Here is a 26,111-nt window from a genome sequence, read left to right on the forward strand (position 1 = left end):
GCCGTTTTGCGGGGAGGCAGCCTTGCCCTCCTATCCTGAAGTCAGAGTTTATCTGAGCGGTCTCTGGCTGCTGATCCGCGGCGATGCGCAGGGTTTCCGCCTGCTCGACATTTCCGATCGCGGCATGATGCGCTCGTTCTGGGCGTTCGTCTGGTGCCTGCCGGGAGCGTTCATTTCCTGGCTTTGGTGGCGCGACTATCTGCTCGAAGGCATGCCGCCCGGCGCGCGGATCGGCGGAATTTTCTTCCTCCGCATGGCGATGCTGGAAATCTTCAACTGGCTGGTGCCGCTGATCCTTGCCGGCGTACTCTGCTCGCTTCTCGGCATTGCCCGAAAGTTTCCGGCGGTCGTCGTCAGCGTCAACTGGCTCTCGGTTCCGTTTGCCTATCTCTACGGCCTGCTGAGCCTGCGCTTCCTGTTGCCATCCAGCCTCGATACCGTCCTGGCGCTTGTCCATTTCGCACTGCTGATCGTCATGATCGTCGCTGTGTCGCGGGTGATGCGGATGATCTGCGGGCCGCAGCCGCTGATGATCACCACGCTGGTGCTCGTGCTGATCGTGCCGAGCATGCTGTTGACCGAAGCCCTGCAGCGTTTCCTCGGAATCTATCCGCTCTGATGAGACCAGCGCTCAGGGCTCTACGGGGTCGCCTGGATAGTCGACGCGCATGAAATAAAGTCCCTCCGGCGGCGCCACCGGCCCGCAGGCCTTGCGGTCCCGGGCGTCCAGTGCTGCGCGGACATCCGCCGGCGTCATGCGGCCTTCACCGGCCAGTTTCAACGTGCCTGCGAGCGAGCGTATCTGATTGTGCAGGAAACTCTGTGCCGTCGCGCGGATTTCGATCAGATCGCCGGTGCGCGTGACATCCAGCATGTCCAGCGTGCGGACGGGACTTTTCGCCTGGCAATGAACCGAACGAAAGGTCGTGAAATCGTGCTTTCCGACCAGCGTCTGAGCGGCGGCATGCATGACCTCATGATCCAGATCCTTGGTGACCCACCAGGCGCGCTTCGCATCCAGCGCCAGCGGGCCGGCGCGTGAAATGATGCGGTAGAGATAGTATCGCCGGACAGCCGAAAAGCGGGCGTCGAACGTATCATCGACGACCTGCACGCCGATGATGGCGACTTTCTCCCTGGCCATGCCCAGATAGGCGTTCAGCGCGTCGCGCAGCCGGTGTGGCTGCCACAACCGCGACAGATCGACATGCACCACCTGCCCGCGTGCATGAACGCCGGAATCGGTGCGGCCGGCGCCCTTGACCACCACGCTCTCCTTGGTCAAGGACAGGATGGCAGTTTCAAGTGCCGACTGTACCGAATGGCCGTTCTTCTGCTTCTGCCAGCCGACATAAGGCGTGCCGTCATATTCGACGATCATGCGGAATCGCGGCATCAGGAGAGCCTCGTGCCAGGCCCTAGCGGCGTACCGCGCAGGAACTCCGCCGCGGCCAGGGGCTTGCCCCCGGCCTTCTGCAACTTGAGGAGCCGCACCGCACCCGCGCCGCAGGCAAGGGTCAGTGCGTCGTCAAGAACCGTTCCGGGCTCGCCCTGCCCCTCGCCGATTTCCGACAGAAGAACCTTCACACGCTCCAGCTTGCCGTTGATCTCCGCCTCGAACCATGCGCCCGGGAAAGGCGACAGACCGCGGATGTGGTTATGCACATCCGCTGCGGGTTTCGAAAAATCGATACGCGTCTCGCCCTTGTCGATCTTGGCGGCATAAAGCACGCCTTCCGGCGATTGCGGCGTCAGCGGCAAGTCGTCGGCTTGGAGCTTTTCCATCGCCTCGACCATGGCACGGGCACCGACCAGCATCAGCTTGTCGTGCAGTTCGCCCGCCGTCATGTTCTCGCCGATTTCCACTTCCCTCGTCAGCGCAACGGGGCCGGTATCGAGGCCCTTTTCCATCTGCATGACCATCATGCCGGTCTTCTTGTCACCCGCCATGATCGCCCGCTGGATCGGCGCAGCACCGCGCCAGCGTGGGAGGAGCGAAGCGTGGCCGTTGTAACAACCGAGTTGTGTGCCCGTCAGGATCGCTTCCGGCAGCAGCAGGCCATAAGCGACGACTACGGCAACATCCGCCTTGAGCCCGCGGAATTTTTCGCGCTCTTCCGGATCCTTGAAATTCACCGGCGTAAAAACGGGGATGCCCAGCAGTTCGGCGGCCTGATGCACCGGCGACTTCACCAGATCGAGCCCGCGGCGGCCACCCGGGCGCGGCGGCTGGGTATAGACTGCGACGATCTCGTGGCCCGCGTGCTTGAGGCTCTGCAGCGTCGGCACGGAAAATTCCGGGGTTCCCATGAAGATGATGCGAAGAGACATGGACGTTCCGCGTCTCAAGAGACCGCGCCTTCTTAACTCGGATCGCCTGAGCGACGGTTCAGACCGCCTTGGACTTGGCAGCCTTGGTGAATTTCTTGATCACCATCTCGCGCTTCAGGCGGGAAATATGGTCGATGAAAAGCACGCCATTCAGGTGATCGATCTCATGCTGCAGGCAGGTGGCGAGCAGGCCATCGGCCTCTACCACATATTCCTTGCCGTCGCGGCCAAGATGCTTGACGCTGACGGTCGCCGGCCGTTCGACCTCCGCATAATATTCCGGAATGGAAAGGCAGCCTTCTTCATATACGGAGATGTCGTCGGAGGATTTGACGATCTCCGGATTGATGAAGACTTGCGGCTGCTTTTCCTCGCCCTCACGCGCAATGTCGACGACCAGCAGGCGGCGCGGCACGCCGATCTGGATCGCCGCAAGGCCGATGCCCGGCGCGTCATACATGGTCTCCAGCATGTCGTCGGCGAGCCTCAGAAGCTCGGCGTCAACACGCTCTATCGGCTTGGAAAGCTGACGCAGGATCGGGTCAGGCAGAATAATCAGAGGCTTGATCGTCATGGCTTCCCATAACCCATCTTTTTTTCCGAAGGAATAGAAATTACGGCCGGAGGAAGCGGAATGTTCACGTTTTGATCTTTTCAAGTGGCAAAATTCTGTTAGTTTCCCGCCATGGATAATCTTGTTGCCAGCCTTTCCCGTTTCTTCGACGATCCGCGCGCTGCCGTCGCGGCGGTAATGTGTGGAGCGGTATTGCTGCTGTTATGGCTGTTTCTGGCGCGCCGGGCATCGCTTCGGCGGCAGGAGGATGCGGCCTTGCGGGCGATGGAAGGCGAGGCCCGGCTTTCCGAACTTCTGAGAGCGCAAAGCGAGATGCAGGGTCGGTTGTCGGCAATGGCGGAGACGCTTTCGACGCGGCAAACGGAACTGAACCAGTCGGTCAGCCAGCGGCTCGACGGCATGACGCACCGGATCGGCGCTAGCATCACCGAACAGACCAAGTCGACGCACGAGAACCTGCAGCGGCTGCAGGAACGGCTGGCGGTGATCGACGCCGCCCAGAACAATATTCAAACGCTGGCAAAGGACGTCGTCGGCCTGCAGGCGATCCTGTCGAACAAGCAGACACGCGGCGCCTTCGGCCAGGGCCGAATGGAAGCGATCATTGCCGACGGATTGCCGATGGGCGCCTACGGCTTCCAGACTACGCTCTCGAACGGCACCAGGCCCGACTGTACGATCAGGATGCCGAACGGCGCTCCGCCCTTGGTGATCGATGCCAAATTCCCGCTCGAAGCCTGGAACGCATTTCGCGAGGCTGCGGCACCCGAAGCGAGAAGGGCCGCCGCCCAGGCCTTCAAGCGCGACCTCGAGGTTCACATCCGCGATGTCTCGGAAAAGTACCTGATACCGGGCGAAACGCAGGAAATGGCTTTCCTCTTCGTGCCATCGGAATCGATCTTCGCGGAGATCCACGAGCATTTCGAAAGCGCTGTGCAGAAGGCGCAACGTTCCCGCATCGTCATTGTCTCGCCCTCGCTGCTGATGCTGTCCATCCAGGTCATCCAGGCCGTGCTGAAGGACCAGCGGATGCGCGAGCAGGCACATCTCATCCAGGGTGAAGTGGCACTGCTGATCGAGGATCTTTCCCGCCTCGACGACCGCACCCGCAAACTGCAGACACATTTCTTCGCGGCGCAGAAGGATGTCGAACAGATCCTCACCTCCACCGACAAGCTCAACCGCCGCGGCGCCAAGATCGAGGCTCTCGAACTGGAGGCTCCGGCGGAGGCCGGGGCAGCCCGCGACCTGCCACAGGCGAAAGTGGTCGAAAGCCGTACCGGTCTTCTCAAACTGCGGGTAGTTGACGAGGAGTGATCCTCTCGGGCAGTGTCGCGCGACTTTTAATCAAGCACGCAGGTCCGCCATGATCACCGTCCTCGGCTCCATCAACATGGATCTCATCGCCACGACCGAGCGCCTACCCCAGCCAGGCGAGACGGTTGCGGGATCAAGCTTTGCGACGGCTGCCGGCGGCAAGGGTGCCAACCAGGCGCTCGCTGCACGCCGTGCCGGAAGCGCCGTGCATATGATCGGAGCCGTTGGAGAAGATGGTTTCGCTACACCGGCGCTGGCACTTCTCGATGACGCCAAAGTCGATCTCTCCGCGGTCGCGCGCGTAACCGATCCAACGGGCACGGCACTGATCCTGGTGGGGGGCACGGGCGAAAACATGATCGCGGTGGTGGCCGGCGCCAACGGTACGGTAAGCACGGCGCAGGCCGAGGCGGCCGTCGAAGCCATGAAGACCGGCGACATCCTGATGCTGCAGCTCGAAATCCCGGCCGAGACGGTAGAGACGGCGCTCAGGGCGGCGCGCGCCAAAAGCGTGCTGACGGTGATCAACACGGCGCCGCTGACCGGCGATGCGGCCCGGCTGGCCCGGCTCGCGGATATCGTCGTCGCCAATGAAACGGAATTCGAACTGCTGGCCGGAAGCCCGATTCCCAACGCTGCGGCGCGTCAGGAGATGTTGAAAAAACTGGACGCGGAAACCGGCCAGACATACGTCGTCACGCTCGGCGGCGACGGCGTGGTCGCGATCCGCGACGGAGAGATTGTCACGGCCGAAGGATTGAAGATCGAACCTGTCGATACGGTCGGCGCCGGCGACACGTTTTGCGGTTATCTGGCCGCCAGCCTCGAACAGGGGCTCGATTTTGCGAAAGCGCTCCGCCGCGCCGCGGTGGCCGGTTCGCTCGCCTGCCTCAGCCGCGGCGCCCAGCCATCGATCCCGCCCGCAGAGGCGGTCGACGCCAGGGTCTAAGCTGCTCCGATCGAGTATTTCCCCCTACTTTCGCCGTTGCGGCAGAGCAAGCATTTGCAATTTTAGTCAACATTAACATATCGCTTTTAGGGTCGCGGATATCTCTGCGGGGACGAGATTCGATCCGCCTCGCGGCCGCTCCATGAAGGAGCCTCACCCTGTCCGCACTCCGAGGCAATCGATGTTTTCGCTCAAGGTCAAGTCGCTCTCCACGAAGCTCATACTGGTAACGAGCCTGGTGATCGCCGGCGTTCTGGTTCTCTCCAACTTCTTCCTGATTTCCCAAACCCGCAATCGCGTGTCGACGCTGACCATGGCGCAGGCGCAGGCCGAGGCGCGTTCGATCGCCAACGAGGTGGCCGTCGACATGGGCCAGCTTGCCGGCGCGGCACGCTCGATGGCCGGCGTAATCGGCCGCGGCCATGCCGCGGGTTATCTCGACCGCAAGGGCGTCACCGACGCTCTCAAGGCCAACCTGGAGCAGAATGCTTTTGCCTATGGCAGCTGGTTTGCCGAAGTTCCGGGCGTATTCGACGGGAAGAACGCGGAACTCGTCGGCAACAAGGAGATGGGCGCCAACAAGAAGGGGGAGCTTGCCCCCTACTGGACCAAGAGCCGCACCGGCGATATCGCCTATAGCGTCTTCGATATCGACACCCAGGCGGAATGGTATTCGCTTGCGGCAACCTCGAAGAAAGGCTCGCTCACCCAGCCCTATATCGAAAGCACGACGGGCGATGCTGTCGCCATGAGCTCCGTGGCCTACCCCGTCATGTCCGGCTCCAAGCTCCTCGGTGTTGCTGGCCTCGACGTGTCGATGGCGACCCTGACAAAGAAGCTCCAGGCGATGCGGCCGTTCGGTTCCGGCCGGGTTCTCCTGGTGTCGCAAGGCGGCAAATGGATCGTCCCTGTCAATCCCGACAAGCTGATGAAGCCCGTAGAAGGCGAGAAAACGAGCGAGCTGCTGGCCGCGCTGAAGTCGAACCAGCCGGTCCAGCTCGACAACCTGACCGCCGATGCGGCGGAACCCTTTGAACGCGTCGTCTATCCGTTCACGGTTCCGGACCTCAACGCCACCTGGGCGATCATCCTCGACGTGCCGCAGAGCGTGATTGCCGCGCCGGTTCAGGACCAGACACTGATGATGGTGCTTGGCGGGATCGTCATCATGGGGGCCTGCGTCGCGACCCTCTATTTCGGCAGCACCGTCTTCGTGCGGCGGCCTCTGGGGGCGCTGCTCGGCAGCGTCGACACCTTGAGCAAGGGCGGGTTCGAGCAGCCGGTCGAGGGCCAGGACCGCACCGACGAGATCGGCTCGCTGGCCGGAGCGCTCGAAGGCTTCCGCCACACGCTGGCGGACGGCCGCCGGCTTGAAACGGAAGCGGAGGCCCAGCGCCATGCGGCGGAAAGCGAGCGCCACCGTTCCGAAGGCGAGCGCGAAGCGAACGCCCAGCAGCAGCAGTGCGTCGTCACCTCGCTTGCCAATGGCCTGGCGGAGCTCTCCAACGGCAATCTCGGCTATCGCATCCAGGACGACTTCCCGGGCGAATATGCCAAGCTGAAGGTCGACTTCAACAAGGCCCTGGAAAGTCTTGAGGAGACGATCGCGACGGTAAGCTCCACCGTCTACAATATCGGCAATGGCAGCCGCGAAATCACCACCAGCGCTCAGGACCTGTCGCGCAGGACGGAGCAGCAGGCAGCAAGCCTGGAGGAGACCGCTGCCGCGCTCAACGAGCTCACCGCGCAGGTGAATTCGAGCGCCGAAAACGCCAGCTCCGCGGCCGCCACGGTCAACCTCGCCTGCGACGATGCGGAAAAATCCGGCGAAGTGGTGCAGAAGGCCGTCGCCTCGATGCACGGCATCGCCCAGTCCTCGCAGGAAATCTCCCGTATCATCGGCGTCATCGACGAGATTGCCTTCCAGACCAACCTGCTTGCCCTCAATGCCGGCGTCGAAGCTGCCCGCGCGGGCGAGGCGGGCAAGGGATTTGCTGTCGTCGCGCAGGAAGTCCGCGAACTCGCCCAGCGTTCCGCCACCGCCGCCAAGGAGATCAAGGCGCTCATCAACGCATCGACCAGCCAGGTCAGCGATGGGGTGGAACTGGTCGGCAAGGCCGGTGACACGCTGCAGAAGATTGCCGTGCAGGTGATGCAGATCAACGGGTTGATCCGCCAGATTTCCGCGTCGGCAAGCGAACAGGCCGTCGGCCTCAAGGAGGTCAATTCGGCGGTCAACCAGATGGACCAGGTGACCCAGCAGAATGCCGCGATGGTGGAAGAGACCACCGCCGCGAGCACGGTGCTGAGCACGGAAGCGGAAACGCTGAAGTCGCTGGTCGCCCGGTTCCGCGTTTCGGCGCATGCGACAGGCCACACCCAAAGCGCGCCTCACGCGCTGCGTCAGGTCGCCCAGACCATGCGGGCAACCCGGCCGACCCCGCCCGCACCGGCCCCGCGCGCCAAGCCGGCGCCACGGGCTGCGATCTCCCACGGTTCGGCCGCCGTCGCATCCGACGACTGGCAGGAATTCTGATCGCAGCTTCAGGTGAAAACACAGAAAAGCCGCCGTGCAACCGGCGGCTTTTTCTTTATCGGCTTATTCCGCCTCAGAGCCGGGCGACCCGCTCCGTCAGCAATTCAAAAAAGCCGTCGGCATCGACGTGACGCATCACCTTGGCATTCGGCTTGCGGCCGGAGACGTGCCACCAGTCAACCACAGTCATGCCGACCGTCAGGTCCGATTGCGTCTCGATCTCGACATTGCAGTCGCGGCCGGAAAAGAGTTCGGGCTTGATGAGGTAGGCTATGACCGTGGGATCGTGCAGCGGTCCGCCATCGGAGCCGTATTTTTCGATATCGAAGCGCTCGAAGAAGGCGAGCCACGCGACCAGGACCTCCGCCGGATGGGTGCCGAGCGCGGCGATCTTTTCGACACGGGCTTTGGTCGTCAGCAATTGGTGGGTGACGTCGAGCGGCATCATGACGATCGGCATGCCCGAGGCGAACACGGTCTTTGCCGCTTCGGGATCGACATAAATGTTGAATTCGGCAGCCGGCGTGATGTTGCCGCCTTCGAAAAAGCCGCCGCCCATCATCACCAGTTCCTTCGCGCGCGCCGCGATGTCCGGCGCTTTCTCGAGAGCGAGCGCGATATTGGTGAGCGGCCCGAGCGTGCAGAGCGTTACCGTTCCGGCAGGCTCGGTGCGCAACGTGTCGATGATGAAGTCGACCGCATGGATATCCTTCACCGGCATGGTCGGTTCGGGCAATTCGATACCGTCGAGGCCGGTCCTGCCGTGCACGTGCTCGGCGGTGACCTGCGGGCGCATGGTTGGCTTCAGCGCGCCCTCGTAAACCGGCGCATCCGACCTGGCGCAGAGTTCGCAGACGATCCGGAGGTTGCGGCTGGTGTAGGAAAGCGGCACGTTTCCGGCGACCGCGCAGAGACCAAGCACCTCGATCTCGTCGGGACTCGCAAAGGCAAGCATGATCGCCGCGGCATCGTCCTGACCCGGGTCGGTATCGATGATAATTTTCCTGCGCTGCATGAATGCTCCTTTTTTCCGGGTAGTGGTCCACAACCTGACATTCTGTCAAGTGCCGCATAACCGGCATCGAGCAGCCGTGACCATCAGCCCGGCGCTCATCCTTGCGGTCGCCGCCGTAACCTCCCATATAACGAACGAGTTGGCGGGCCGCCCGGCGGGCGCCAACATGGTCGCTTGTTGCAAGGACTGTCCGATGAGCCGAATGACGCCGTTTGCGAGCCCCCTGCTTCTGGGCTTCGACGCCATGGAAAAGACACTCGAACGCCTTGCGAAGGCGAACGACGGTTATCCTCCCTATAATATCGAACGCATCCGCGCTGACGCTTCCGGGGCCCCTGAGCGACTGCGAATCACGCTGGCCGTCGCCGGCTTTTCCGAAGCCGAGCTCGAGGTGACGACGGAAGAAAACCACTTCGTCATACGCGGACGTCAGACGGAGCAGGGTGAGCGCGACTATCTTTACCGCGGCATTGCTGCCCGGCAGTTCCAGCGCATGTTCGTGCTGGCCGATGGAATGCAGGTTTCCGGCGCCTCGCTCAAGAACGGCTTGCTGTCGGTCGACCTTATCCGCCCCGAGCCCGCACGCATGGTGCGAAAAATTAACATTTCCGTCTCAGAGTAGGTCAATGGCGCTAATGCCGTTGCCCCTCAATGCTGGAGGCTGGAATGCTCCTGAAAGAAGCGAATACGCGTTTGACGCAGTCCGAACTTGCTCATCTGGGCGCTGGAGAGGTCGGATACATTCGCAAGATGCGGTCGGAAGAAGTGTCCCGCTGCTTCCCTGAAGCCCCGGATATCGATCCCAGTCTCGATCTTTGGGCCCTGTTCGGCGCAGATGGCACGCCGATTCTCCTGACCGACAATCGCTCCAGCACCTTCTTCAAGGCCGCTGAAGACGACTTGAAGACCGTCAGCCTGCACTGACCTTTCAGGCTTTCCTGAACGTCAGATAGGCCGAGGAACGACCTTCTCGGCGGGCCTTGTTCTCGTATCGCGTCCCTGGCCAGCCAGCGAAGGGCGTCAGCCAGTCGGAAGATTGCTCCGCCTGCCATTGAAAACCGCCATGGTCGCGGCAATGGATCAGCGTCCAGTTGACATAGGTGTCGATGTCGGATGCGAACAGGAACAGACCGCCCGGCTTCAGCACGCGGTGGAAGCGGTCGAGATTGACCGCAGACACAAACCGCCTTTTCCAATGTTTCCGCTTGGGCCACGGGTCCGGATAGAGCAGGTCGATGCGATCGAGCGATGCATCCGGCAGCCAGTCCAGAACCTGCGTGGCGTCGTCGTCATAGACCCGGATATTCTTGAGCCCCAGTTCGTCGACGCGCGACAGAAGCTTCGCCATGGAATTGACGAAGGGCTCGACGCCGATGAAGCCGGTTTTTAAGTTCTCCTGCGCACGGTGGACCAGGTGCTCGCCGCCGCCGAAACCGATTTCCAACCGCAGTTCCTCGACCGGTATCGGAAATATCTCCGAAAGCACCGCCGGCGCTGGCGCCTGAAGATCGAGCTTCAGCGCGGGCAGCAATGTCGCCATCCCCTCCGCCTGGCGTTCGCGGAGCTGCTTACCCTTGCGGCGCCCGAAGAAGGCTTCGGTGCTGCGGCTCGGGTGCTGCGGTTCGGTCATAGGCTGGTCTCTCATGATAAAAGCGGGCGTCTCCGTCAGGAGGCACCCGCTTTACAGTTTTATGGAGCTATCCGTAAAGGCCGATCAGGCAGCCTTGAGGGTCTCTTCCTTCAGCGCATCCTTGAGCGGCTTTGCCAGATCGGTCTTCTCCCAGGAGAAGGAACCGTCGCGGCCAGCCTTGCGGCCGAAGTGGCCGTAAGCGGAAGTCTTCGCATAGATCGGCTTGTTGAGGTCGAGATGGCGGCGGATACCGGTCGGCGACAGGTCCATGACCTTGCGGATGGCGGCTTCCACCTGGTCTTCCGTCACGCCCTTGCCCGTGCCGTGCAGGTCGACATAGATCGACAGCGGCTGGGCGATGCCGATTGCGTAGGAAATCTGGAGGGTGCAGCGGTCGGCAATGCCGGCAGCAACGACGTTCTTCGCCAGATAACGGGCAGCGTAAGCGGCCGAACGGTCGACCTTGGTCGTGTCCTTGCCGGAAAACGCACCGCCGCCGTGGGGAGCCGCGCCGCCGTAGGTGTCGACGATGATCTTGCGGCCGGTAAGGCCCGCATCACCATCCGGGCCGCCGATGACGAACTTGCCGGTCGGGTTGATGTACCACTTGCAATCCTTGGCGATCGGCAGGTCGCCGAGCGCTTCGCGGATGTAAGGTTCGACGACCTCGCGAACCTTCTTGGAGTCCCAGCTCTCGTCGAGATGCTGGGTGGAAAGAACGATCGAGTCGACCGCGGCCGGCTTGCCGTTCTCGTAGCGTACAGTCACCTGGCTCTTGGCATCCGGGCCGAGCTTGCCGGCGTCACCCTCGCCCTTCTTGCGGGCGATTGCGAGAAGCTGCAGGATCCTGTGGGAATAATAGATCGGCGCCGGCATGAGATCCGGCGTTTCCTTGCAGGCGTAACCGAACATGATGCCCTGGTCGCCGGCACCTTCATCGCCCTGCTTGTCGGCAGCGCTGTCAACGCCCTGCGCGATGTCAGCAGACTGGGAATGCAGCAGCACGTCGATCTTGGCCGTCTTCCAGTGGAAGCCGTCCTGCTCGTAACCGATGTCGCGGATCGCCTTGCGGGCAGCTGACTTGAACTTCGAGGGATTGATGACGTCCTTGCCGTCCTTGTCCTTCTTCATCAGGCTCGGCGGCAGGCGGACTTCGCCGGCAATGACGACACGGTTCGTGGTTGCCAGCGTTTCGCAGGCAATGCGCACGGTCCAGGGATCGACGCCGGTCTTGGCCGCTTCGCGGTACACAAGATCAACAATTTCATCGGAGATACGATCACAAACCTTGTCCGGATGGCCCTCGGCAACGGACTCGCTGGTGAACAGATAACTTGCGCGCATTACGGGATTCCCCTCAAAGAAACGAACGCACCTGTGTTAGTGATTTCCATCGACAAACACAAGCGTACAACGACATAAATATATCTTTATGTCTACAAGTCTGACATTCCCGCAACACCCCGATGCTCCGGTGCGGGCAACAAAAAAAGCGGCCCGGAGGCCGCTTCTGTGTTGATATCAATGAGCCTTATTCGACCTCGGCATCCGCTGCCAGGGCCTTTACGAGATCTACCACACGCCGGCGAACTTTCGGGTCCGAAATCTTCACGAAGGCCCGGTTCAGTTGCAGGCCTTCGGAGGAGGAGAGGAAATCGACCACATAGTTGGAGCTTGAGGCTTCCGCCATGCCGCCCTGACCGCCTTGATCGCCCGGCGCATCTTCGAAGAAGAAGGAGACCGGCACGTTGAGAATGCTGGAGATGTTCTGCAGACGGCTTGCGCCGACGCGGTTCGTGCCTTTTTCGTATTTCTGAATCTGCTGGAACGTAATGCCAAGGCTTTCACCGAGCTTTTCCTGGCTCATTCCGAGCATGGTCCGGCGAAGGCGAATTCGGCTCCCGACGTGAATATCGATCGGGTTCGGCTTCTTTTTGTTTTCAATCATAACGATGTCCTGACACGTTTGTTGTTCAATCCTCACAACCCGGTCTGCGTGTGGAGATACACTTCGTGCGGCTGGTCACAACAGGCTCAACGTTTGAAGCATATGGCGAGACGAAAGGCTGCGACCACTATGCAATTTTAGGGGTTTTTGGTCAATTCGTCCGGAAATTAAAACCAGCGCGCGAGATGGCTGCAATCAACAACATCAGCGCAAGAACCAACCAGAAGTGCTGTTCCCGAGCATTCACATCCCAATGCGGGATTGAAATACTGCTCAAGGTTGCGTCCATCACGCCTTTTTGATTATAGTCCAAACCCCGGATCAGCCTCCCGAAGGGGTCAACAACCGCTGAAACGCCGGTATTTGCTCCGCGAATCAGCGGCAGGCCGTTTTCGACGGCGCGGATTCGAGCCTGCTGGAAGTGCTGATACGGCCCCGGCGTCGCTCCGAACCAGCCGTCATTGGTAACATTCAGAAGCGCGCTCACCCGCTCCACGTCCGGCCCGATCTCGTCCGGAAAGATCGCCTCGTAACAGATCAGCGGATAGAAGGTCCTGCCCCCCGGCAGCGTCAGCATGGCCCGTACCGGCGCGGCACTGAAGCCGCCCGGCATGGCGATGGCATCGGGGATGCCAAGATTGCGCAGGAGATCCTCGTAGGGGACATATTCCCCGAACGGGACGAGATGCAGCTTGTCGGAAGCCGATACGATCTGGCCTTGGCTGTCGATCACATAGATGGAATTGTAAAAACGCGGCGCGAAGCCCGCGCCTGCATCTTCTGAGCGGACCGCGCCGGTAATCAGAACCTGGCCATCCTGCAGTACCTCGGCGATGCGGGTCAGCGCATCCGGGTTCTGGGTCAGAATGAAGGGCACCGAGGTTTCGGGCCAGACGATGATGTCCGGCCGCTTGCCACCGTTCTCGGGCGGCAAAGCCGACAGCGCCAGATGTTCCTCGAAGATCGCCGCTCGTTCGGCATCGTCCAGTTTCCGCGCCTGGTCGATGACCGGCTGAACGATGCGGACGACCGGCTGGTTGTCGGCGGCAGGAGCCGGCGCGGCGTCGGCGATATGCAGGCGGTAGGCGCCATAACCCAGATGGGCGGCAAATAGCAGGACGGCGAGCGTCAGTCCGGTCCGCATGCCCTTTCTGGTGCCGATCAAGGCGGGGGCCGAAAACACGAAGACGGCGACAACCGTCACGCCGAAAATGCCGAGCACGGCTGCGGACTGCATCATCAGCGGCATGGGCATCGCCCCATATCCGACCGCATTCCAGGGGAAGCCGGTGGCGACGAAGCCGCGAAGCCATTCGGCAAGACCGAAGCCGAAGGCGAGCGAGGCTATCCGCCCGAAACCATCCGACCAGAAGATGCGGGCGATCGCCGTCGCGAGACCGTAAAATAGGGCGAGATAGGCAGGCAGGCCAAGAACCGCGAACGGCAGCGCCCAGGCAAATTCATCCGCTTCCACCAGAAGCGCGTTGCCGAGCCACCAGAGGCCGGCGACGAAGTAGCCGAAACCGAAGACCCAGCCGATCCAGAAGGCCGACCGGAACCGCGCGAACCGTCCCCCATCCGGATTGCCGGTGGAACCGTCCATCAGCCAGACGAGCAGCGTGAAGGAGATGAAAAGTGCTGCGAAAAAGCCGAAGGGCGGCAGGGCGAGCGCGCCGATCGCTCCTGCGAGAAAAGCGACGACGACGCGCGGGAAGCCCCAGAGAAGCATGATCCTGCCCGCCAGCCGCTCCATCTATGTTCCCTTCCGCCCCCGAATCAGCGGCTGCAGTCTTTCAAAAAATGGCGGGCTTGTCGTGAGGTCAAAGAGGCGGACACCTCAGGGATCATTCAGCCTGGTGATTGCGCCGGTCGGCATCCTGAGCGGATGGCGCCGGCAGCAGGGCAGTCGTCGGCGTCTGATCAGTGAGCAGCATTTCGCCCTCCCCCTTCTGACGGCGGCGCGCGAGCGTCCGCTTGCGCAGAATCCGGACGCGCTTGATGCGGCGAGGATCGGCCTCCAGGATATGGAATTCGAAACCGGGCACCGCCTGCACCACTTCGCCACGCACCGGAATACGGCCGAGCGCGGAGAAGATCAGGCCGCCCAGCGTATCAACGTCTTCGAGACGGTCGCGAATGTCGAAATCGGAACCGATCGCCTTGGCGATCTCCTCCAGTTCGATACGCGCATCAGCGACAAAGACGTCCTCGCTGGTGCGGGAGAACATGACCTCTTCATTGTCATGTTCGTCCTCCACGTCGCCGATCACCATTTCGACGATATCCTCGTGGGTGACGAGGCCGTCGGTCCCGCCATATTCGTCGATGACGAGCGCGAGCTGGGTGCGGGCGGCCTGCATGCTCTGCATGAGGTCGGAGGCGAGCATCGAGGGCGGCACGAACAGGATCTTGCGGATCAGCCCGGCTTCGGCAACCGTCTGCTCGAGATCGACGCGACCGAGATCGAAGGCAGGCCGCGGGGTGCGCACCGTCTTTTCAGCCTTTTCCGGCTTGTCGGTGGCAAGCGGCATCGGCTGGGCGGGTGCGGCGCGCGCGCTGGTGCGGCGTTTGTTGCGCGCCTGCTTGGCCAGATAGGACAGGAGGTCGCGGATATGGACCATGCCGCGCGGGTCATCGAGCGTGTCGCTATAGACAGGCATGCGCGAGCGGCCGGTTTCCTCGAAATGGATCATCAGTTCGCCGATCGTCATGGTCATGTCGACCGCCTCGATATCGGCGCGCGGCACCATAATGTCTTCGACGCGGATCTCGCGGAACCGGAGAATGTTGTGCAGCATCGCCCGCTCCTCGGGCGAAAAGGCATTGCTGATATTGGTGTCGGTCATCAGCGCATCGGCGAGGTCCTCGCGGAGCTTCTCGCCCTGCGACGGCCTGAGTAGCCTCACGGCGCGCGACCAGAAAGAGCTTTGGTGTTTTTGGGCTTCCGCTCGAGACGGACTACTGCCCTCTTCCGAGGAACTTGAGTCGGCGTCCTTGCCCTCACGGGTCGGGTTTGTCGAAAAGTCGTTCATTGGTCCAGACTATACTATCGGGTCTTGCCCCGCATAGGGGTCAGATAGGCCAAGAGTGGCCAAAATGCGAGTCTCCAACGCTTCCATTCTTTCCGCTTCGTCCGATTGCATGTGGTCGTAGCCGAACAGATGCAGAAAACCGTGGACGAGCAGATGGGTCAGATGATCCTCGAAACTTTTATCGAGATCAACCGCTTCCCGCTCAACCGTCTCGCGAGCGATGACGATATCGCCGAGCATCAGGCCCGGCATCTTGCCCGGTTCGAGCGGAAAAGCCGGGAAAGACAGCACGTTGGTCGGTTTGTCCTTGCCGCGCCATTCGGCGTTGATTTCCTTGATCGCCGCATCGTCGGTAAAGACCAGCGACAATTCCGGGGCGGTTTTTGGGAATGGCTGTTTTTCCTGGCCCGCCAGGAATTCGGTCGCCGCGCCAAGCGTTTTTTCGCTTAAGGCCAAAAGGGCCGGCTCTTCGGGCCAGCCCTCGTCTTCAATGCTGATCTGTATGTCGAGTTGGGGCATAAGGTTTGGAGCCGACCGTTACCGGTCGCCTTCCTCGCTCTCCTCGTGGACGGCATATTGCGCATCATAGGCCCGGACGATGCGGCCGACCAGCGGATGGCGGACCACGTCCGTATCCTTGAAGCGGATCACCGAAATGCCCTCGACGCCCTTCAGGATCTGCAGCGCTTCCACGAGGCCGGATTTCACGCCGCGCGGAAGGTCGACCTGGCTCGGGTCGCCGGTGATGATCATCCGGGCATTTTCGCCGAGACGGGTCAGGAACATCTTCATCTGCATCGACGTGGTGTTCTGCGCCTCGTCGAGGATGACGGCGGCGTTTGCGAGCGTACGGCCGCGCATGAAGGCGAGCGGCGCGATTTCGATGACGCCGGCGGTGATCGCCCGCTCCACCTTGTCGCCCGGCATCATGTCGTAGAGAGCGTCATAGAGCGGCCGCAGATAGGGATCGACCTTGTCTTTCATGTCACCGGGCAGAAAGCCCAGGCGCTCGCCGGCTTCGACGGCCGGACGCGACAGGATGATGCGATCGACAGCCCCGCGCTCCAGAAGCTGGGCGGCATGAGCGACGGCGAGATAGGTCTTGCCGGTACCGGCCGGGCCGACGCCGAAAACGAGCTCGGACCGTTCCAGCGCCCGCATATAGGCGTCCTGGGTGGGGGTGCGCGCGACTACCGTCTTTTTCTTGGTGGAAATCTGGCTCATCGAGAGCTTGGCTTTTTTCTCCATCGTCGGCAGCTGCAGCTGGTCGTCGGCCGCCTGCGCCATGCGGATCGCACCGTCGACGTCGGAGGTCTCGACCGAGCCGCCCTTCTGGATGCGCTCGTAGAGGAAATCCAGCGCCCGGCGCGCCTGGTTGGTCGCCGTCAGATCACCGGAGATAGCCACCGAATTGCCGCGTGCCCTGGCATCGATGTGAAGCCGCTCTTCGAGAAGTTTGAGATTTTGATCGAATTGCCCGAAAAGCTCGCTGGCGAACCTATTGTTCTCGAACGTCAGGACAAAGTGATTGGCGTCGGTAGCGGCGGTGCGGGGCTGGCGCGCGGATGAAGAAACCAATTCACGTCCGTTCAAGTAGGGCAAGCTCCTCGATGTTAGCTCAGGCTCCTATTAAACTCTCTGCCGGGTCGGCAAACAAGCTGTTCGGGCCGGTTCCACTGATTCGTACCTGGATAATGTCACCGATTTGCGATGTTTTTGCATCAACATTCACAGATTGAAGCCAGGGAGAACGTCCGATTATCTGTCCTGGCATGCGACCGGGCTTTTCCAGCAACAGGTCGATGACTTTTCCAACGCAGGATTTGGCGAATTCGGCCTGCTGTTTCAAGAGCAGGGCCTGCAATCTTTCCAACCGCTCCGCCTTCACCTCTTCCGGCACCTGATCGCCGAGGTCGGCGCCGGGCGTGCCAGGACGGGTCGAATATTTGAAGGAATAGGCCTGGGCGTAGTTTACATCCTCGACGAGGCGCAGCGTATCTTCGAAGTCCCGATCCGTCTCGCCGGGGAACCCGACGATGAAATCTCCGGCGATGGCGATATCCGGCCGGGCTTCACGGATGCGCTCGATCAGGCGCAGATATTCGGCACCCGTGTGGCGGCGGTTCATGGCTTTCAGAATGCGGTCCGAACCGGCCTGGACCGGCAGATGCAGGTAGGGCATCAGGGTGCGCAGGTTGCGATGGGCCTCGATCAGCCGGTCATCCATGTCACGCGGGTGGCTGGTCGTGTAGCGCAGACGCGCGAGGCCCGGGATTTCCGCCAGGCGATAAAGCAGGTCGCCGAGGCTCCATTCGCCGCCCTTCGGGCCTTCCGCACGCCAGGCATTGACGTTCTGGCCGAGCAGCGTGATCTCGCGCACGCCGCCATCGACAAGCCGCAAGGCTTCGTCGACGATCTGCTGGACGGGACGAGAAACTTCCGACCCGCGCGTATAGGGGACGACGCAGAAGGTGCAGAACTTGTCGCAGCCTTCCTGAACGGTGAGGAAAGCGGTGACGCCGCGGGCGCGGATCTTCGCCTTCTCGGTAACCGGCAAGTGCTCGAACTTGTCCTCGACCGCATATTCGGTGTCGACGACAGGCTTGCCGCCGCGGGCGCGCCTCAGCGCTTCCGGCAGGCGATGATAGGTCTGCGGGCCGATCACCACGTCGACGGCCGGCGCACGGCGGATGATTTCCTCGCCTTCTGCCTGGGCGACGCAACCGGCGACGCCGATCATCAGCTCCCGACCTTCGGCAGCGCGTGCCTTCTTCATGTCGCGAAGACGCCCGAGCGCCGAATAGACCTTGTCGGCGGCCTTCTCGCGGATGTGACAGGTATTGAGGAGGATGAGGTCGGCCTCGCCCATTTCTTCGGTCGGCACGTAGCCTTCGCCCGCCAGCGCATCGCTCATGCGGCCTGAATCATAGACATTCATCTGGCAGCCGTAGGTCTTGATGAAGACCTTGCGGGAATTCGGGCGCTGGGCTGGCTCGTCGGCCGGCACGGAAAGGGAGACGTGTTCGTTCATGGCTCGCTCCATACCGCAAGAAGACCCGGAAATGAAGCGTTTCCTAGAGCGCTTCGTAGTCACGGCCCCGCAGATGGCGGATCAGCATGCGCCGAAGCCGGCTCGTCACGGCCATGCTCAGGTGCTTGCGGTTGTCGCCGGCGCGGAAATCGACCGTTTCCCCGAAGGCGACGTCCACGTCGAGCGCCCCTTCCTTCAGGACGCCGAGCAGATGCGGCACGAGTTCGATATCACCCGGCCAGGCCGCGATCGGCCGATGGTAACGGCCCATGGCCATGCCGTGGATGCGGGTATAGGCAATCGCCACCGGCTGGACATGCACGACACCTTCCGGCGTGCGCTGCACCGCGGCGGCAGCAGCGCCGAACAATGACGACTTGATCTCCAGAAGGCGATTGCCGTCGGAAGTGGTCCCCTCGGGAAAAAGCACGACGATTTCGCCGGCTGCCATGCGCTCGGCGATCTCGTTCACCTGATCGCCGGTGCGGCGCTTCTGCTCGCGAGCGACGAAGATGCTTTTCTGCAGCTTGGCGAGCGTGCCGAAGACCGGCCATTCCGACACTTGCATCTTGGCAATGAAGACCACGTCGGCGATTGCGCCGAGCACGAGAATGTCCTTCCACGAGGCATGATTGCAGGCAAGCATCAGCGGCCGGCGGCGATCCAGCGTTCCGTGGACGTGAATGCGGATGCCAAGCAGAAAACAGGCGGTCTTATGCCAGTAGCGCGGGATATAGCGGCGGATCTTGAGGTCGAAGGCGAGGCCGAGGAGCTGAAACGGCAACAGGACCAGCGTAACTGCGAAAAGAGCAACGAAAACGAAGCCGATCCGCGCCCAAGTAATCACTTATCGTCCTTGTCCAGCGGGATGCCGTAGAGCTCCAGCCGGTGGCCGACGAGACGGAACCCGTGCTCCCGGGCGATGCGCTCCTGCAGCGCCTCGATTTCGGCCGAGCGGAACTCGATGACATTGCCGGTGTTGAGATCGATCATATGGTCGTGATGTTCCTCGGGCACGGTCTCGTAACGCGAGCGGCCGTCGCGGAAATCGTGACGTTCGATGATCCCTTCGTCCTCGAACAATTTTACCGTGCGGTAGACCGTCGAGATGGAGATACGCGGATCGACCTTGGAGGACCGGCGATAGAGTTCCTCGACATCCGGATGGTCAACGGACTCCTGCAGGATGCGCGCGATCACGCGGCGTTGATCCGTCATTCGCATGCCTTTCTCGGCACACAGCTCCTCCAGGGTCTTGGAAAGGTCTGTCATGTCGTCTTGGCCTTCGAAACGTTCCTGTAGAAACTAACGGACTAACGAAGAACTCGGCTCATGACAAGCGCCGTGGATCGCGTCCCGTCCGGCCCGGCATAATAGGCGGGGCGCTCGCCCACTTTCTGGAAACCGAGCTTGCGGTAAAGCTCGACCGCAGGGCGATTCGCCGCCTCCACTTCCAGGAACATGCTCTCTCCACCACGCGCCGCCGCCTCGCGCAGGGCGGCCTGCATCAGACGCCAGCCGAGCCCCACCCGACCGAATTTCTCGTTGACGGCGACCGTCAGGATCTCCGCCTCGCCGGCTGCCTCCCGCGACAGAACGAAACCGCCGAGCGGCTTGGAGAAAAACGCATTGGTCTGACGCGCGACGAAACCGAAGACATTCTGCTGCAGGAGCAGGTTCTGGAACTCCCCGTCACTCCACTGACGCGGAAATCGCTGGCCATGCAGCTCGGAGATCTCCAGGCAATCGCTCGCCTCCATCGGCACAACTTCGAAATACGGCTTCCAGGTCAGGTAATCATCGAGCATCGGCGCAGTCTGTACATTCACGAACGGGCAAGGGCAAAACCGGTCTGCGGTTTCGCATCTGGTCCTCGAAGATACAATGGTTTGGGGCGTTGCGCATCCACAGGTTTTTCAGCGGCGATGCGGGCGACCACGGCGATGTCGAAGCGATCCCGCCCGTCATGTTCGGCAACTCCCTTGCCAAGGGAGTGCTCTACCCAGGAGCCGGTCATCACCGCCGAGAGGGACTGGCCAAGTTCCGAAGCGTCCTCTGGCGAAAGTGCTGCGGGTTGGCTCAACGCTTCCCCGTTGGCGGAAAACGCCTGGGTGTAGACCTCGTTGCGCTTGGCATCCATGGCGACAACGACCGGCTGGCCAGGGTGTTCGCCCAGAAACTTGAGCGCCAACGCTTCGAGCGTTGTTACGCCGACCGATTCGACACCGAGCGCGAGCGCGAAACCACGGGCGGCGGCAACGCCGACGCGAATGCCGGTGAAAGAGCCGGGGCCTATGACGACTGCAACACGCTCGACGGCTTTGAGGGGAAGACCGGCTGCAGCGAGCGCTTCGTCGATGACCGACATCAGCCTTTCGGCATGGCCCTTGCCGATCGTCTCGGTGACTTCAGACAGCACTTTGCCCGCGGCGCTGTCATAGAGCGCTGCGGAGCAATCCACCCCGGCGGTATCGATGGCGAGAACAATCATTCAACGGTGCCGACGGGCTCAGAGCGCTTCGACGGCCTGCACTTCCGGAACGAAATGCTTGAGCAGGTTCTGCACCCCGTGCTTCAGCGTCGCCGTGGAAGACGGGCAGCCGGAGCATGCGCCCTTCATGTTGAGGTAGACCGTGCCGTCGCGGAAACCCTTGAAGGTAATGTCGCCGCCATCCTGGGCGACGGCCGGGCGGACGCGGGTTTCGAGCAGTTCCTTGATCGTCGCGACGATGGTTTCGTCGTCCTCGTCGAAGAACTCGCCTTCCACGTCGGATGCTTCAGCAAGCGTGGACGTGCCACCCATGACCGGCGCGCCGGACATGAAATGCTCCATGATCGAGCCTAGGATCGCCGGCTTCAGGTGCTGCCATTCGGCGCTGTCCTTGGTGACGGTGATGAAGTCGTAACCGAAATAAACGCCGGTGACGCCGGAGATGCCGAACAGGCGCTCGGCCAGCGGAGATGCTTCCGCCTCGCCGGCGTTGCGGAAATCGGCGGTGCCTTTTTCCATGACGACTTTGCCGGGCAGGAACTTCAGGGTCGCCGGGTTGGGGGTGGCTTCCGTCTGAATGAACATCTCGTCTCTCCTGGGGCCCGGCGCCCCTCGCAAATTTAGAACTCTTCAAAAGAAGATAAGCCGTATCAGCTTTTCGTTCAAGTGCTCCTTTGCCTGTGCAAGATCAAGTCCGCAATCAGGCCAGGGCGTCGATTTCCTCGGCCGTCAGCGTATCGGGCAGCACGGTGACGGGAATCGGGAAGGCCGCAACGGCGGACACCAGGGGTCCCGGCCCTTCCTTGGTTGAGCCGGCCGCCAGCACGAGGACCGCGATATCGCGGTCTTCCTCGACCAGCTGGATGATCTGTTCGCTGGCGTTGCCTTCGCGGATGACGATTTCCGGATCGATGCCGATCGTATCGCGCACCTTCTGGGCGGCCTTGGCCATCACCGCATCGGCCTCTTCGCGGGCCTCGGCACGCATGATCTGCTCGACGCCCAGCCATTGCTGGAAATCGCCTTCGGGAATGACGAAAAGCAGGACGAGACCGCCGTTGGAGTTCTTGGCGCGGCGCCCGGCGTAGTGGACCGCCTTTTCACATTCCGGCGTGCCGTCGATGACCGCCATGAACTTGCGCCGGTGCCCTTCAAGCCGCGAAAGCCGTTTCGATACCATGCCGCCCCTCCTTCGCATGTAGACGACCCAAGCAGTCGTGATGCGGAACTTATACCAACCGGAAAAAATGAAAACCCGCCACGAATGTCGTGACGGGTATGCAATCTTTGCGTGGCCTGAAAGGGCCGATAATCTCAGCGCAGGAAGCCGACGATGTCGAAGACGTCTCCCATGACCTTCTCGGCGCGGGCGCGGGCGCGCTCGCCACCATCCTTGAGGATGGCGTCGATATGGGTCGTGTCGTCCATCAGGCGACGCATTTCCGAGGTAATCGGCGCGAGCACGTGCACGGCGAGGTCGGCCAGCGCGGGCTTGAAGACCGCGAACTGCTGGCCGCCATACTCGGCGAGAACGTCGGCCTTGGTCCTGTCGGCAAGTGCTGCATAGATGCCGACGAGATTATCGGCCTCCGGGCGGCCCTTGAGGCCTTCGAGTTCGCTCGGCAGGCCCTCCGGATCGGTCTTGGCCTTGCGGATCTTCTTGGCGATCTCTTCCGGCTCGTCCATCAGGTTGATGCGCGACAGATCCGACGGGTCGGATTTCGACATCTTCTTGGTGCCGTCACGCAGCGACATGACGCGCGGCGCCGGCCCCTCGATCAACGGCTCGACCAGCGGGAAGAAACCATGGATCGGCTCCTCCCCAACGACCATGTCGACGCCGGTGCCGGCGGCGCGGATCTTCTCCTGGAAGTCGATGTTGAACTTCTGGGCGATATCGCGGGCAAGTTCCAGGTGCTGCTTCTGGTCGTCGCCGACCGGCACGTGGGTGGCGCGGTAGACCAGAATGTCGGCGGCCATCAGGCTCGGATAGGCGAGCAGGCCGAGCGAGGCGTTCTCTCGGTCCTTGCCGGCCTTGTCCTTGAACTGGGTCATGCGGTTCATCCAGCCGATGCGGGCGACGCAATTGAAGACCCAGGCAAGCTCCGCATGCTGCGGCACGGCCGACTGGTTGAAGACGATATGTTTCTTCGGATCGATACCCGAAGCGATGAAGGCGGCGGCGATCGAGCGTATCTGTCCCCGCAGGTCGTCATGGACGAGCTGCGCGGTGATCGCGTGCAGATCGACGACGCAATAGATGCAGTCGTTATTTTCCTGCAGCGCCACGAACTTGCGGATCGCGCCGAGGTAGTTGCCGAGATGGAGATTGCCGGTCGGCTGGACGCCGGAAAAGACAAGCGGCTTGAAGGTATTCATATCGTCCTCAATTAGGCTGGTGGAGGGCCCCAGACCCGAAGGGTCATGTTGCTAACGCGCGGGCTTATGCACGGCGAAGCGCGGAGGATCAAGAGCATCAGCGAGCCGCGTGTTCAATCAGATCCCAGGTGTTGCCATAGGGATCGGCAAACACCACCACCGATCCGTAAACCTCATGGCGCGGCTCCTCGAGGAAACGGACGCCCTTGGCGGTCATGGCGGCATGATCGCGGGCGAAATCGTCGGTCTTCAGGAAGAAGCCGACCCGGCCGCCGGTCTGGTTGCCGATTGCCGCCTTCTGCGTGTCGGTGACGGCCTTAGCCAGCAGCAGTGCCGCGCCCTCGCTGCCCTTCGGCTTCACCACGACCCAACGCTTGCCCTCCGGCTGCACGCTGTCCTCCAGGCAATCGAAGCCGAGGCCGCCGCAATAAAAATCCTTGGCCCGGTCGTAGTCGTCGACGATCAGGGCCACCAGAAACAGCGATTGGACGGGCATCAAAAAACTCCGGACTCGATTGAATTTCAGCCGACCGGAAATTGCGGGCGACGGCGGTCCTGGCAAGGGTGGAAGACCGCTTAAGGGCGCCTCCCAAAACACTACAGCGACAAAAGAACCACCACCATAACCATTCGAGGTAGGGCCGGGAAAGGGCTACCTCTTCGGGAGCATCTCGCCTACGTCAATACTCCTAAAGGAAAAATCTTTCCTGGGGTGCCTCCGAATAGGTTAACGGATGTTAGTCTTTTAGGCAGCCACAATCCCATTTCTGAGCAAAAGTCTCCTTATTCGCGCCCCTTTTGGAAAGGAAATACCCAAGCGTACCACGGTTAACCGGTCATGAACGACACGGTCTGTCCTCGGGGGATCCCCATGCGCATCATATTTCGCGTCGCGCTTTCCTGCCTATTGGCGCTAGGCTTGAATGTCACCGCAGAAGCTGGCGAAAGCCAAAAGCGAAGAAGTACCTCCTTCAAACACGATTATTCAGCCTTCTTCACCGTGCAGCGGGTCAGCGTTCGCACGAGTTGCTTTCCGGAAAAACTGGGGGCCATCCTTGCGCATATCGCGCGACAGACCGGCCACAAACCGATGGTCACGTCCGGTCATCGGCCGCATTCGGGCAGGTCGCAGCATAGTCATTGTTATGCGGCCGACATCCGGGTGCCGGGGGTATCGGAACGCGCAATCCTCGCCGCTGCGGCCAGCGCACCCGGCATCGGCGGCATCGGCCGCTATTGCAACGGCATCGTCCATGTGGATGTCGGGCCGAAACGCCGGTGGGCATATTGCGGGCGGCGCAAGCGGGGCTAGGCCTTCGGCTTCCGCTTGATGTTCCGGCGTATCATGCCGATGTCGGCGCCGCCGATCAGGAAGGCGCAGGCGAAATAGACGGCCATCGCCAGGACAAGCAGGCAGGAGAGCGCTGCGACCTGATGGATCAGCAGGGCGTCCGGGACCAGCCACGGGCCGGCATGGCGGAGCGCATAGATCAGCGCTGCGGACATGATCGCGGTCGAGACGAGCAGCAGGGCCGTCCGCCTCGCGAGTGCCCATTCCCAGGTGAGATGGCCGCGCCAGACGAGCGTCGAAAACAGCAGGATGGTATTCGTCCAGCCCGCCGCAGCCTCGGCCGTCGCGATGCCGCGCTCGGCGATCAGCGGGAAAAGCGAAATCGCCAGGCCTGAATTGATGACGACCGAGAGCATTGTGAAACGCATCGGCGTCCTGGTGTCCTCGCGGGCATAAAAACCGGGCTGCAGCGCCTTGATCAGCACGAAGCCCGGCAGGCCTATGCCATAGATCGCAAGGATTCCGGCGACGACCGAGGTGTTTTCGGCGGAGAAGGCACCGCGCTCGTAAAGCACGCGGATGATCGCATCCGACAGGATCCAAAGCCCGGCTGCGGCCGGAAGCGTCAGGAACAGCACAAACTCGATCGAGCGGTTCTGGGTATTGGCGGCGTCCTTGAGGTGCCCGCCCTTCAAGGCGCGCGCAAGTTCCGGCAGGAGCACGACACCGACGGCGACGCCGACAACACCGAGCGGGAGCTGGTAGATGCGGTCGGCATACTGGAGGGCGGCGATCGCGCCTTCCTTGCCGGACGCGATCGCCTGGCCGATGATCTGGTTGATCTGGGTGATGCCGCCGGTGACGGCCGCCGGCACGGCCAGCACCAGAAGGCGCTTCACGTTCGGCGTCATCCTGGGGCGACGGAAGCCGATGTTGATGCCGGCATGGCGAACCCCGGCATAAACCACCGCGAGCTGCAGGATACCGGCGGCCAGGACGCTCCAGGAGAGATACCAGGCGATGGTCAGCGGATCGGCATGGGTCCAGAGGCCGTAGAGCAGCGCCGCGATCATCACCACGTTCAGGAAGACCGGAGCGATGGCGGCCGCAAAGAAGTGATGCAGCGAATTGAGCATGCCGCTCATCATCGCCGTCAGCGACATGCACATCAGATAGGGGAACATCACCACTGCTAAGCGGATGGTGATGGAGGTCTTTTCGGGATCGTCGGCAAAGCCCGGTGCGATGATCCATTCCACCAGCCATGGCATCATCAGTTCCATGACGATGGTGATGATCATCAAGGCGGAAAAGAGAACGCCGAAAACCTCTTCCGAAAAGCGCTTGGCGCCCTCGACGCCGTTCGCCTCGATCTCTTTCGAAAACAGCGGCACGAAGGCGGCGTTGAAGGCGCCCTCGGCAAACAGCCGGCGGAAGAGGTTCGGAAAGCGGAAGGCCGCATAAAAGACGTCGGCCATCGGGCCGGTGCCGAGCGCTGCCGCCATGAAGGTCTCGCGCGCAAAACCGAAAATCCGGCTGCCGAGGGTCGCTCCGCCGACTGTCGCGAATTTCCGGACTAGGCTCATC

The 26,111-nt window shown here is 61.8% G+C and carries 28 protein-coding genes; 7 read left to right on the plus strand and 21 right to left on the minus strand.

The window, feature by feature from the left end; genetic code table 11:
• Positions 1-22: 22 nt before the first annotated feature.
• Positions 23-619 (plus strand): hypothetical protein, encoded by a 597-nt coding sequence (locus C5J22_RS13290; RefSeq protein WP_105438606.1) that lies wholly within the window; start codon positions 23-25, stop codon positions 617-619.
• A gap of 12 nt (positions 620-631) precedes the next feature.
• On the opposite strand, the gene truA is transcribed toward C5J22_RS13290, so the two are convergent.
• From truA to def, 3 genes are read right to left on the minus strand one after another with little or no spacing between them, the layout of a single operon-like run.
• Complete coding sequence (gene truA / locus C5J22_RS13295; RefSeq protein WP_105438607.1) at positions 632-1,396, minus strand: tRNA pseudouridine(38-40) synthase TruA; 765 nt, start codon at positions 1,394-1,396, stop codon at positions 632-634.
• Entirely contained in the window at positions 1,396-2,331 is a 936-nt protein-coding gene (gene fmt / locus C5J22_RS13300) for a methionyl-tRNA formyltransferase (protein ID WP_105438608.1), read from the minus strand. Before fmt ends, truA begins: the two co-directional genes overlap by 1 nt.
• Before the next feature lie 58 nt (positions 2,332-2,389).
• Positions 2,390-2,905, minus strand: a complete 516-nt coding sequence (gene def, locus C5J22_RS13305) for a peptide deformylase (RefSeq protein WP_105438609.1) — start codon at positions 2,903-2,905, stop codon at positions 2,390-2,392.
• Positions 2,906-3,016: 111 nt separating this feature from the next.
• Between def and C5J22_RS13310 the strand changes: the two genes are divergently transcribed.
• The 3 genes from C5J22_RS13310 to C5J22_RS13320 all read left to right on the plus strand — a co-directional run bounded on the left by C5J22_RS13310 (position 3,017) and on the right by C5J22_RS13320 (position 7,707).
• Positions 3,017-4,222 (plus strand): DNA recombination protein RmuC, encoded by a 1,206-nt coding sequence (locus C5J22_RS13310; RefSeq protein WP_105438610.1) that lies wholly within the window; start codon positions 3,017-3,019, stop codon positions 4,220-4,222.
• A gap of 49 nt (positions 4,223-4,271) precedes the next feature.
• Positions 4,272-5,171, plus strand: coding sequence for a ribokinase (locus tag C5J22_RS13315; RefSeq protein ID WP_105438611.1), 900 nt, complete (start codon positions 4,272-4,274; stop codon positions 5,169-5,171).
• A gap of 181 nt (positions 5,172-5,352) precedes the next feature.
• Positions 5,353-7,707 (plus strand): methyl-accepting chemotaxis protein, encoded by a 2,355-nt coding sequence (locus tag C5J22_RS13320; RefSeq protein WP_105438612.1) that lies wholly within the window; start codon positions 5,353-5,355, stop codon positions 7,705-7,707.
• 73 nt (positions 7,708-7,780) lie between these two features.
• Here C5J22_RS13320 and C5J22_RS13325 read toward each other — a convergent pair whose 3' ends face one another.
• On the minus strand, positions 7,781-8,722 hold the full coding sequence (locus C5J22_RS13325) for a nucleoside hydrolase (protein WP_105438613.1): 942 nt from the start codon (positions 8,720-8,722) through the stop codon (positions 7,781-7,783).
• 193 nt (positions 8,723-8,915) lie between these two features.
• Here C5J22_RS13325 and C5J22_RS13330 point away from each other — a divergent pair, with 193 nt between their 5' ends.
• Positions 8,916-9,344 carry an Hsp20 family protein gene (locus C5J22_RS13330; protein ID WP_105438870.1) on the plus strand — a complete coding sequence of 143 codons (429 nt, stop codon included), beginning with the start codon at positions 8,916-8,918 and terminating at the stop codon, positions 9,342-9,344.
• A gap of 44 nt (positions 9,345-9,388) precedes the next feature.
• A complete protein-coding gene (locus tag C5J22_RS13335; protein ID WP_046630469.1) occupies positions 9,389-9,646 on the plus strand; it encodes a DUF1150 family protein in 258 nt (85 codons plus the stop codon).
• Positions 9,647-9,650: 4 nt separating this feature from the next.
• On the opposite strand, the gene trmB is transcribed toward C5J22_RS13335, so the two are convergent.
• From trmB to C5J22_RS13415, 16 genes are all read right to left on the minus strand, one after another.
• Positions 9,651-10,352 carry a tRNA (guanosine(46)-N7)-methyltransferase TrmB gene (gene trmB / locus C5J22_RS13340; protein WP_105438614.1) on the minus strand — a complete coding sequence of 234 codons (702 nt, stop codon included), beginning with the start codon at positions 10,350-10,352 and terminating at the stop codon, positions 9,651-9,653.
• A gap of 84 nt (positions 10,353-10,436) precedes the next feature.
• Positions 10,437-11,696: a methionine adenosyltransferase gene (metK, locus tag C5J22_RS13345; RefSeq protein ID WP_105438615.1), complete on the minus strand. Its 1,260-nt coding sequence runs from the start codon at positions 11,694-11,696 to the stop codon at positions 10,437-10,439.
• A 187-nt stretch (positions 11,697-11,883) separates the two neighbouring features.
• Complete coding sequence (locus tag C5J22_RS13350) at positions 11,884-12,300, minus strand: helix-turn-helix domain-containing protein (RefSeq protein ID WP_037079404.1); 417 nt, start codon at positions 12,298-12,300, stop codon at positions 11,884-11,886.
• 151 nt (positions 12,301-12,451) lie between these two features.
• A complete protein-coding gene (lnt, locus tag C5J22_RS13355) occupies positions 12,452-14,053 on the minus strand; it encodes an apolipoprotein N-acyltransferase (RefSeq protein WP_105438616.1) in 1,602 nt (533 codons plus the stop codon).
• Positions 14,054-14,144: 91 nt separating this feature from the next.
• Complete coding sequence (locus C5J22_RS13360; RefSeq protein ID WP_105438617.1) at positions 14,145-15,332, minus strand: hemolysin family protein; 1,188 nt, start codon at positions 15,330-15,332, stop codon at positions 14,145-14,147.
• A 9-nt stretch (positions 15,333-15,341) separates the two neighbouring features.
• Positions 15,342-15,851, minus strand: coding sequence for an rRNA maturation RNase YbeY (ybeY, locus tag C5J22_RS13365; protein WP_105438618.1), 510 nt, complete (start codon positions 15,849-15,851; stop codon positions 15,342-15,344).
• 18 nt (positions 15,852-15,869) lie between these two features.
• A complete protein-coding gene (locus tag C5J22_RS13370; RefSeq protein WP_105438619.1) occupies positions 15,870-16,925 on the minus strand; it encodes a PhoH family protein in 1,056 nt (351 codons plus the stop codon).
• Between the two features lie 25 nt (positions 16,926-16,950).
• Positions 16,951-18,363: a tRNA (N6-isopentenyl adenosine(37)-C2)-methylthiotransferase MiaB gene (gene miaB / locus C5J22_RS13375; protein ID WP_105438871.1), complete on the minus strand. Its 1,413-nt coding sequence runs from the start codon at positions 18,361-18,363 to the stop codon at positions 16,951-16,953.
• A 43-nt stretch (positions 18,364-18,406) separates the two neighbouring features.
• Entirely contained in the window at positions 18,407-19,210 is an 804-nt protein-coding gene (locus C5J22_RS13380; RefSeq protein WP_105438620.1) for a 1-acyl-sn-glycerol-3-phosphate acyltransferase, read from the minus strand.
• On the minus strand, positions 19,207-19,635 hold the full coding sequence (locus tag C5J22_RS13385) for a Fur family transcriptional regulator (protein ID WP_046603134.1): 429 nt from the start codon (positions 19,633-19,635) through the stop codon (positions 19,207-19,209). The genes C5J22_RS13380 and C5J22_RS13385 overlap by 4 nt, the downstream gene beginning before the upstream one ends.
• A gap of 41 nt (positions 19,636-19,676) precedes the next feature.
• On the minus strand, positions 19,677-20,171 hold the full coding sequence (locus C5J22_RS13390) for a GNAT family N-acetyltransferase (RefSeq protein ID WP_105424817.1): 495 nt from the start codon (positions 20,169-20,171) through the stop codon (positions 19,677-19,679).
• Between the two features lie 17 nt (positions 20,172-20,188).
• On the minus strand, positions 20,189-20,854 hold the full coding sequence (gene tsaB, locus C5J22_RS13395) for a tRNA (adenosine(37)-N6)-threonylcarbamoyltransferase complex dimerization subunit type 1 TsaB (protein WP_105438621.1): 666 nt from the start codon (positions 20,852-20,854) through the stop codon (positions 20,189-20,191).
• 18 nt (positions 20,855-20,872) lie between these two features.
• A complete protein-coding gene (locus C5J22_RS13400; RefSeq protein ID WP_105438622.1) occupies positions 20,873-21,439 on the minus strand; it encodes a NifU family protein in 567 nt (188 codons plus the stop codon).
• Positions 21,440-21,554: 115 nt separating this feature from the next.
• Positions 21,555-22,034, minus strand: coding sequence for a universal stress protein (locus tag C5J22_RS13405; protein ID WP_038539180.1), 480 nt, complete (start codon positions 22,032-22,034; stop codon positions 21,555-21,557).
• Positions 22,035-22,168: 134 nt separating this feature from the next.
• The gene (gene trpS, locus C5J22_RS13410; protein ID WP_105438623.1) at positions 22,169-23,233 is read right to left on the minus strand and encodes a tryptophan--tRNA ligase; all 1,065 of its coding nucleotides are present in this window, start codon (positions 23,231-23,233) and stop codon (positions 22,169-22,171) included.
• A gap of 97 nt (positions 23,234-23,330) precedes the next feature.
• Positions 23,331-23,729, minus strand: coding sequence for a VOC family protein (locus C5J22_RS13415; RefSeq protein ID WP_105438624.1), 399 nt, complete (start codon positions 23,727-23,729; stop codon positions 23,331-23,333).
• A 375-nt stretch (positions 23,730-24,104) separates the two neighbouring features.
• Between C5J22_RS13415 and C5J22_RS13420 the strand changes: the two genes are divergently transcribed.
• Positions 24,105-24,545: a DUF882 domain-containing protein gene (locus C5J22_RS13420; RefSeq protein ID WP_046667417.1), complete on the plus strand. Its 441-nt coding sequence runs from the start codon at positions 24,105-24,107 to the stop codon at positions 24,543-24,545.
• On the opposite strand, the gene murJ is transcribed toward C5J22_RS13420, so the two are convergent.
• Positions 24,542-26,110 (minus strand): murein biosynthesis integral membrane protein MurJ, encoded by a 1,569-nt coding sequence (murJ, locus tag C5J22_RS13425; protein ID WP_105438625.1) that lies wholly within the window; start codon positions 26,108-26,110, stop codon positions 24,542-24,544. The two genes, C5J22_RS13420 and murJ, sit on opposite strands and share 4 nt — an antisense overlap.
• Between the last annotated feature and the right edge of the window lies 1 nt (position 26,111).

The organism is Neorhizobium sp. T25_13 (genome assembly GCF_002968675.1).
In the GTDB taxonomy this organism is placed as follows: domain Bacteria; phylum Pseudomonadota; class Alphaproteobacteria; order Rhizobiales; family Rhizobiaceae; genus Neorhizobium; species Neorhizobium tomejilense.

Coding starts and splice junctions, on each gene's coding strand:
- lnt (WP_105438616.1), bottom strand. CDS start 14,053: ATGGAGCGGCTGGCGGGCAGGATCATGCTTCTCTGGGGCTTCCCGCGC.
- murJ (WP_105438625.1), bottom strand. CDS start 26,110: ATGAGCCTAGTCCGGAAATTCGCGACAGTCGGCGGAGCGACCCTCGGC.
- ybeY (WP_105438618.1), bottom strand. CDS start 15,851: ATGCCCCAACTCGACATACAGATCAGCATTGAAGACGAGGGCTGGCCC.
- tsaB (WP_105438621.1), bottom strand. CDS start 20,854: ATGATTGTTCTCGCCATCGATACCGCCGGGGTGGATTGCTCCGCAGCG.
- fmt (WP_105438608.1), bottom strand. CDS start 2,331: ATGTCTCTTCGCATCATCTTCATGGGAACCCCGGAATTTTCCGTGCCG.
- metK (WP_105438615.1), bottom strand. CDS start 11,696: ATGCGCGCAAGTTATCTGTTCACCAGCGAGTCCGTTGCCGAGGGCCAT.
- C5J22_RS13405 (WP_038539180.1), bottom strand. CDS start 22,034: ATGGTATCGAAACGGCTTTCGCGGCTTGAAGGGCACCGGCGCAAGTTC.
- C5J22_RS13420 (WP_046667417.1), top strand. CDS start 24,105: ATGCGCATCATATTTCGCGTCGCGCTTTCCTGCCTATTGGCGCTAGGC.
- C5J22_RS13320 (WP_105438612.1), top strand. CDS start 5,353: ATGTTTTCGCTCAAGGTCAAGTCGCTCTCCACGAAGCTCATACTGGTA.
- C5J22_RS13415 (WP_105438624.1), bottom strand. CDS start 23,729: ATGCCCGTCCAATCGCTGTTTCTGGTGGCCCTGATCGTCGACGACTAC.
- C5J22_RS13325 (WP_105438613.1), bottom strand. CDS start 8,722: ATGCAGCGCAGGAAAATTATCATCGATACCGACCCGGGTCAGGACGAT.
- C5J22_RS13390 (WP_105424817.1), bottom strand. CDS start 20,171: ATGCTCGATGATTACCTGACCTGGAAGCCGTATTTCGAAGTTGTGCCG.
- C5J22_RS13335 (WP_046630469.1), top strand. CDS start 9,389: ATGCTCCTGAAAGAAGCGAATACGCGTTTGACGCAGTCCGAACTTGCT.
- C5J22_RS13360 (WP_105438617.1), bottom strand. CDS start 15,332: ATGAACGACTTTTCGACAAACCCGACCCGTGAGGGCAAGGACGCCGAC.
- C5J22_RS13350 (WP_037079404.1), bottom strand. CDS start 12,300: ATGATTGAAAACAAAAAGAAGCCGAACCCGATCGATATTCACGTCGGG.
- trmB (WP_105438614.1), bottom strand. CDS start 10,352: ATGACCGAACCGCAGCACCCGAGCCGCAGCACCGAAGCCTTCTTCGGG.
- C5J22_RS13385 (WP_046603134.1), bottom strand. CDS start 19,635: ATGACAGACCTTTCCAAGACCCTGGAGGAGCTGTGTGCCGAGAAAGGC.
- C5J22_RS13330 (WP_105438870.1), top strand. CDS start 8,916: ATGAGCCGAATGACGCCGTTTGCGAGCCCCCTGCTTCTGGGCTTCGAC.
- miaB (WP_105438871.1), bottom strand. CDS start 18,363: ATGAACGAACACGTCTCCCTTTCCGTGCCGGCCGACGAGCCAGCCCAG.
- trpS (WP_105438623.1), bottom strand. CDS start 23,233: ATGAATACCTTCAAGCCGCTTGTCTTTTCCGGCGTCCAGCCGACCGGC.
- truA (WP_105438607.1), bottom strand. CDS start 1,396: ATGCCGCGATTCCGCATGATCGTCGAATATGACGGCACGCCTTATGTC.
- C5J22_RS13315 (WP_105438611.1), top strand. CDS start 4,272: ATGATCACCGTCCTCGGCTCCATCAACATGGATCTCATCGCCACGACC.
- def (WP_105438609.1), bottom strand. CDS start 2,905: ATGACGATCAAGCCTCTGATTATTCTGCCTGACCCGATCCTGCGTCAG.
- C5J22_RS13400 (WP_105438622.1), bottom strand. CDS start 21,439: ATGTTCATTCAGACGGAAGCCACCCCCAACCCGGCGACCCTGAAGTTC.
- C5J22_RS13310 (WP_105438610.1), top strand. CDS start 3,017: ATGGATAATCTTGTTGCCAGCCTTTCCCGTTTCTTCGACGATCCGCGC.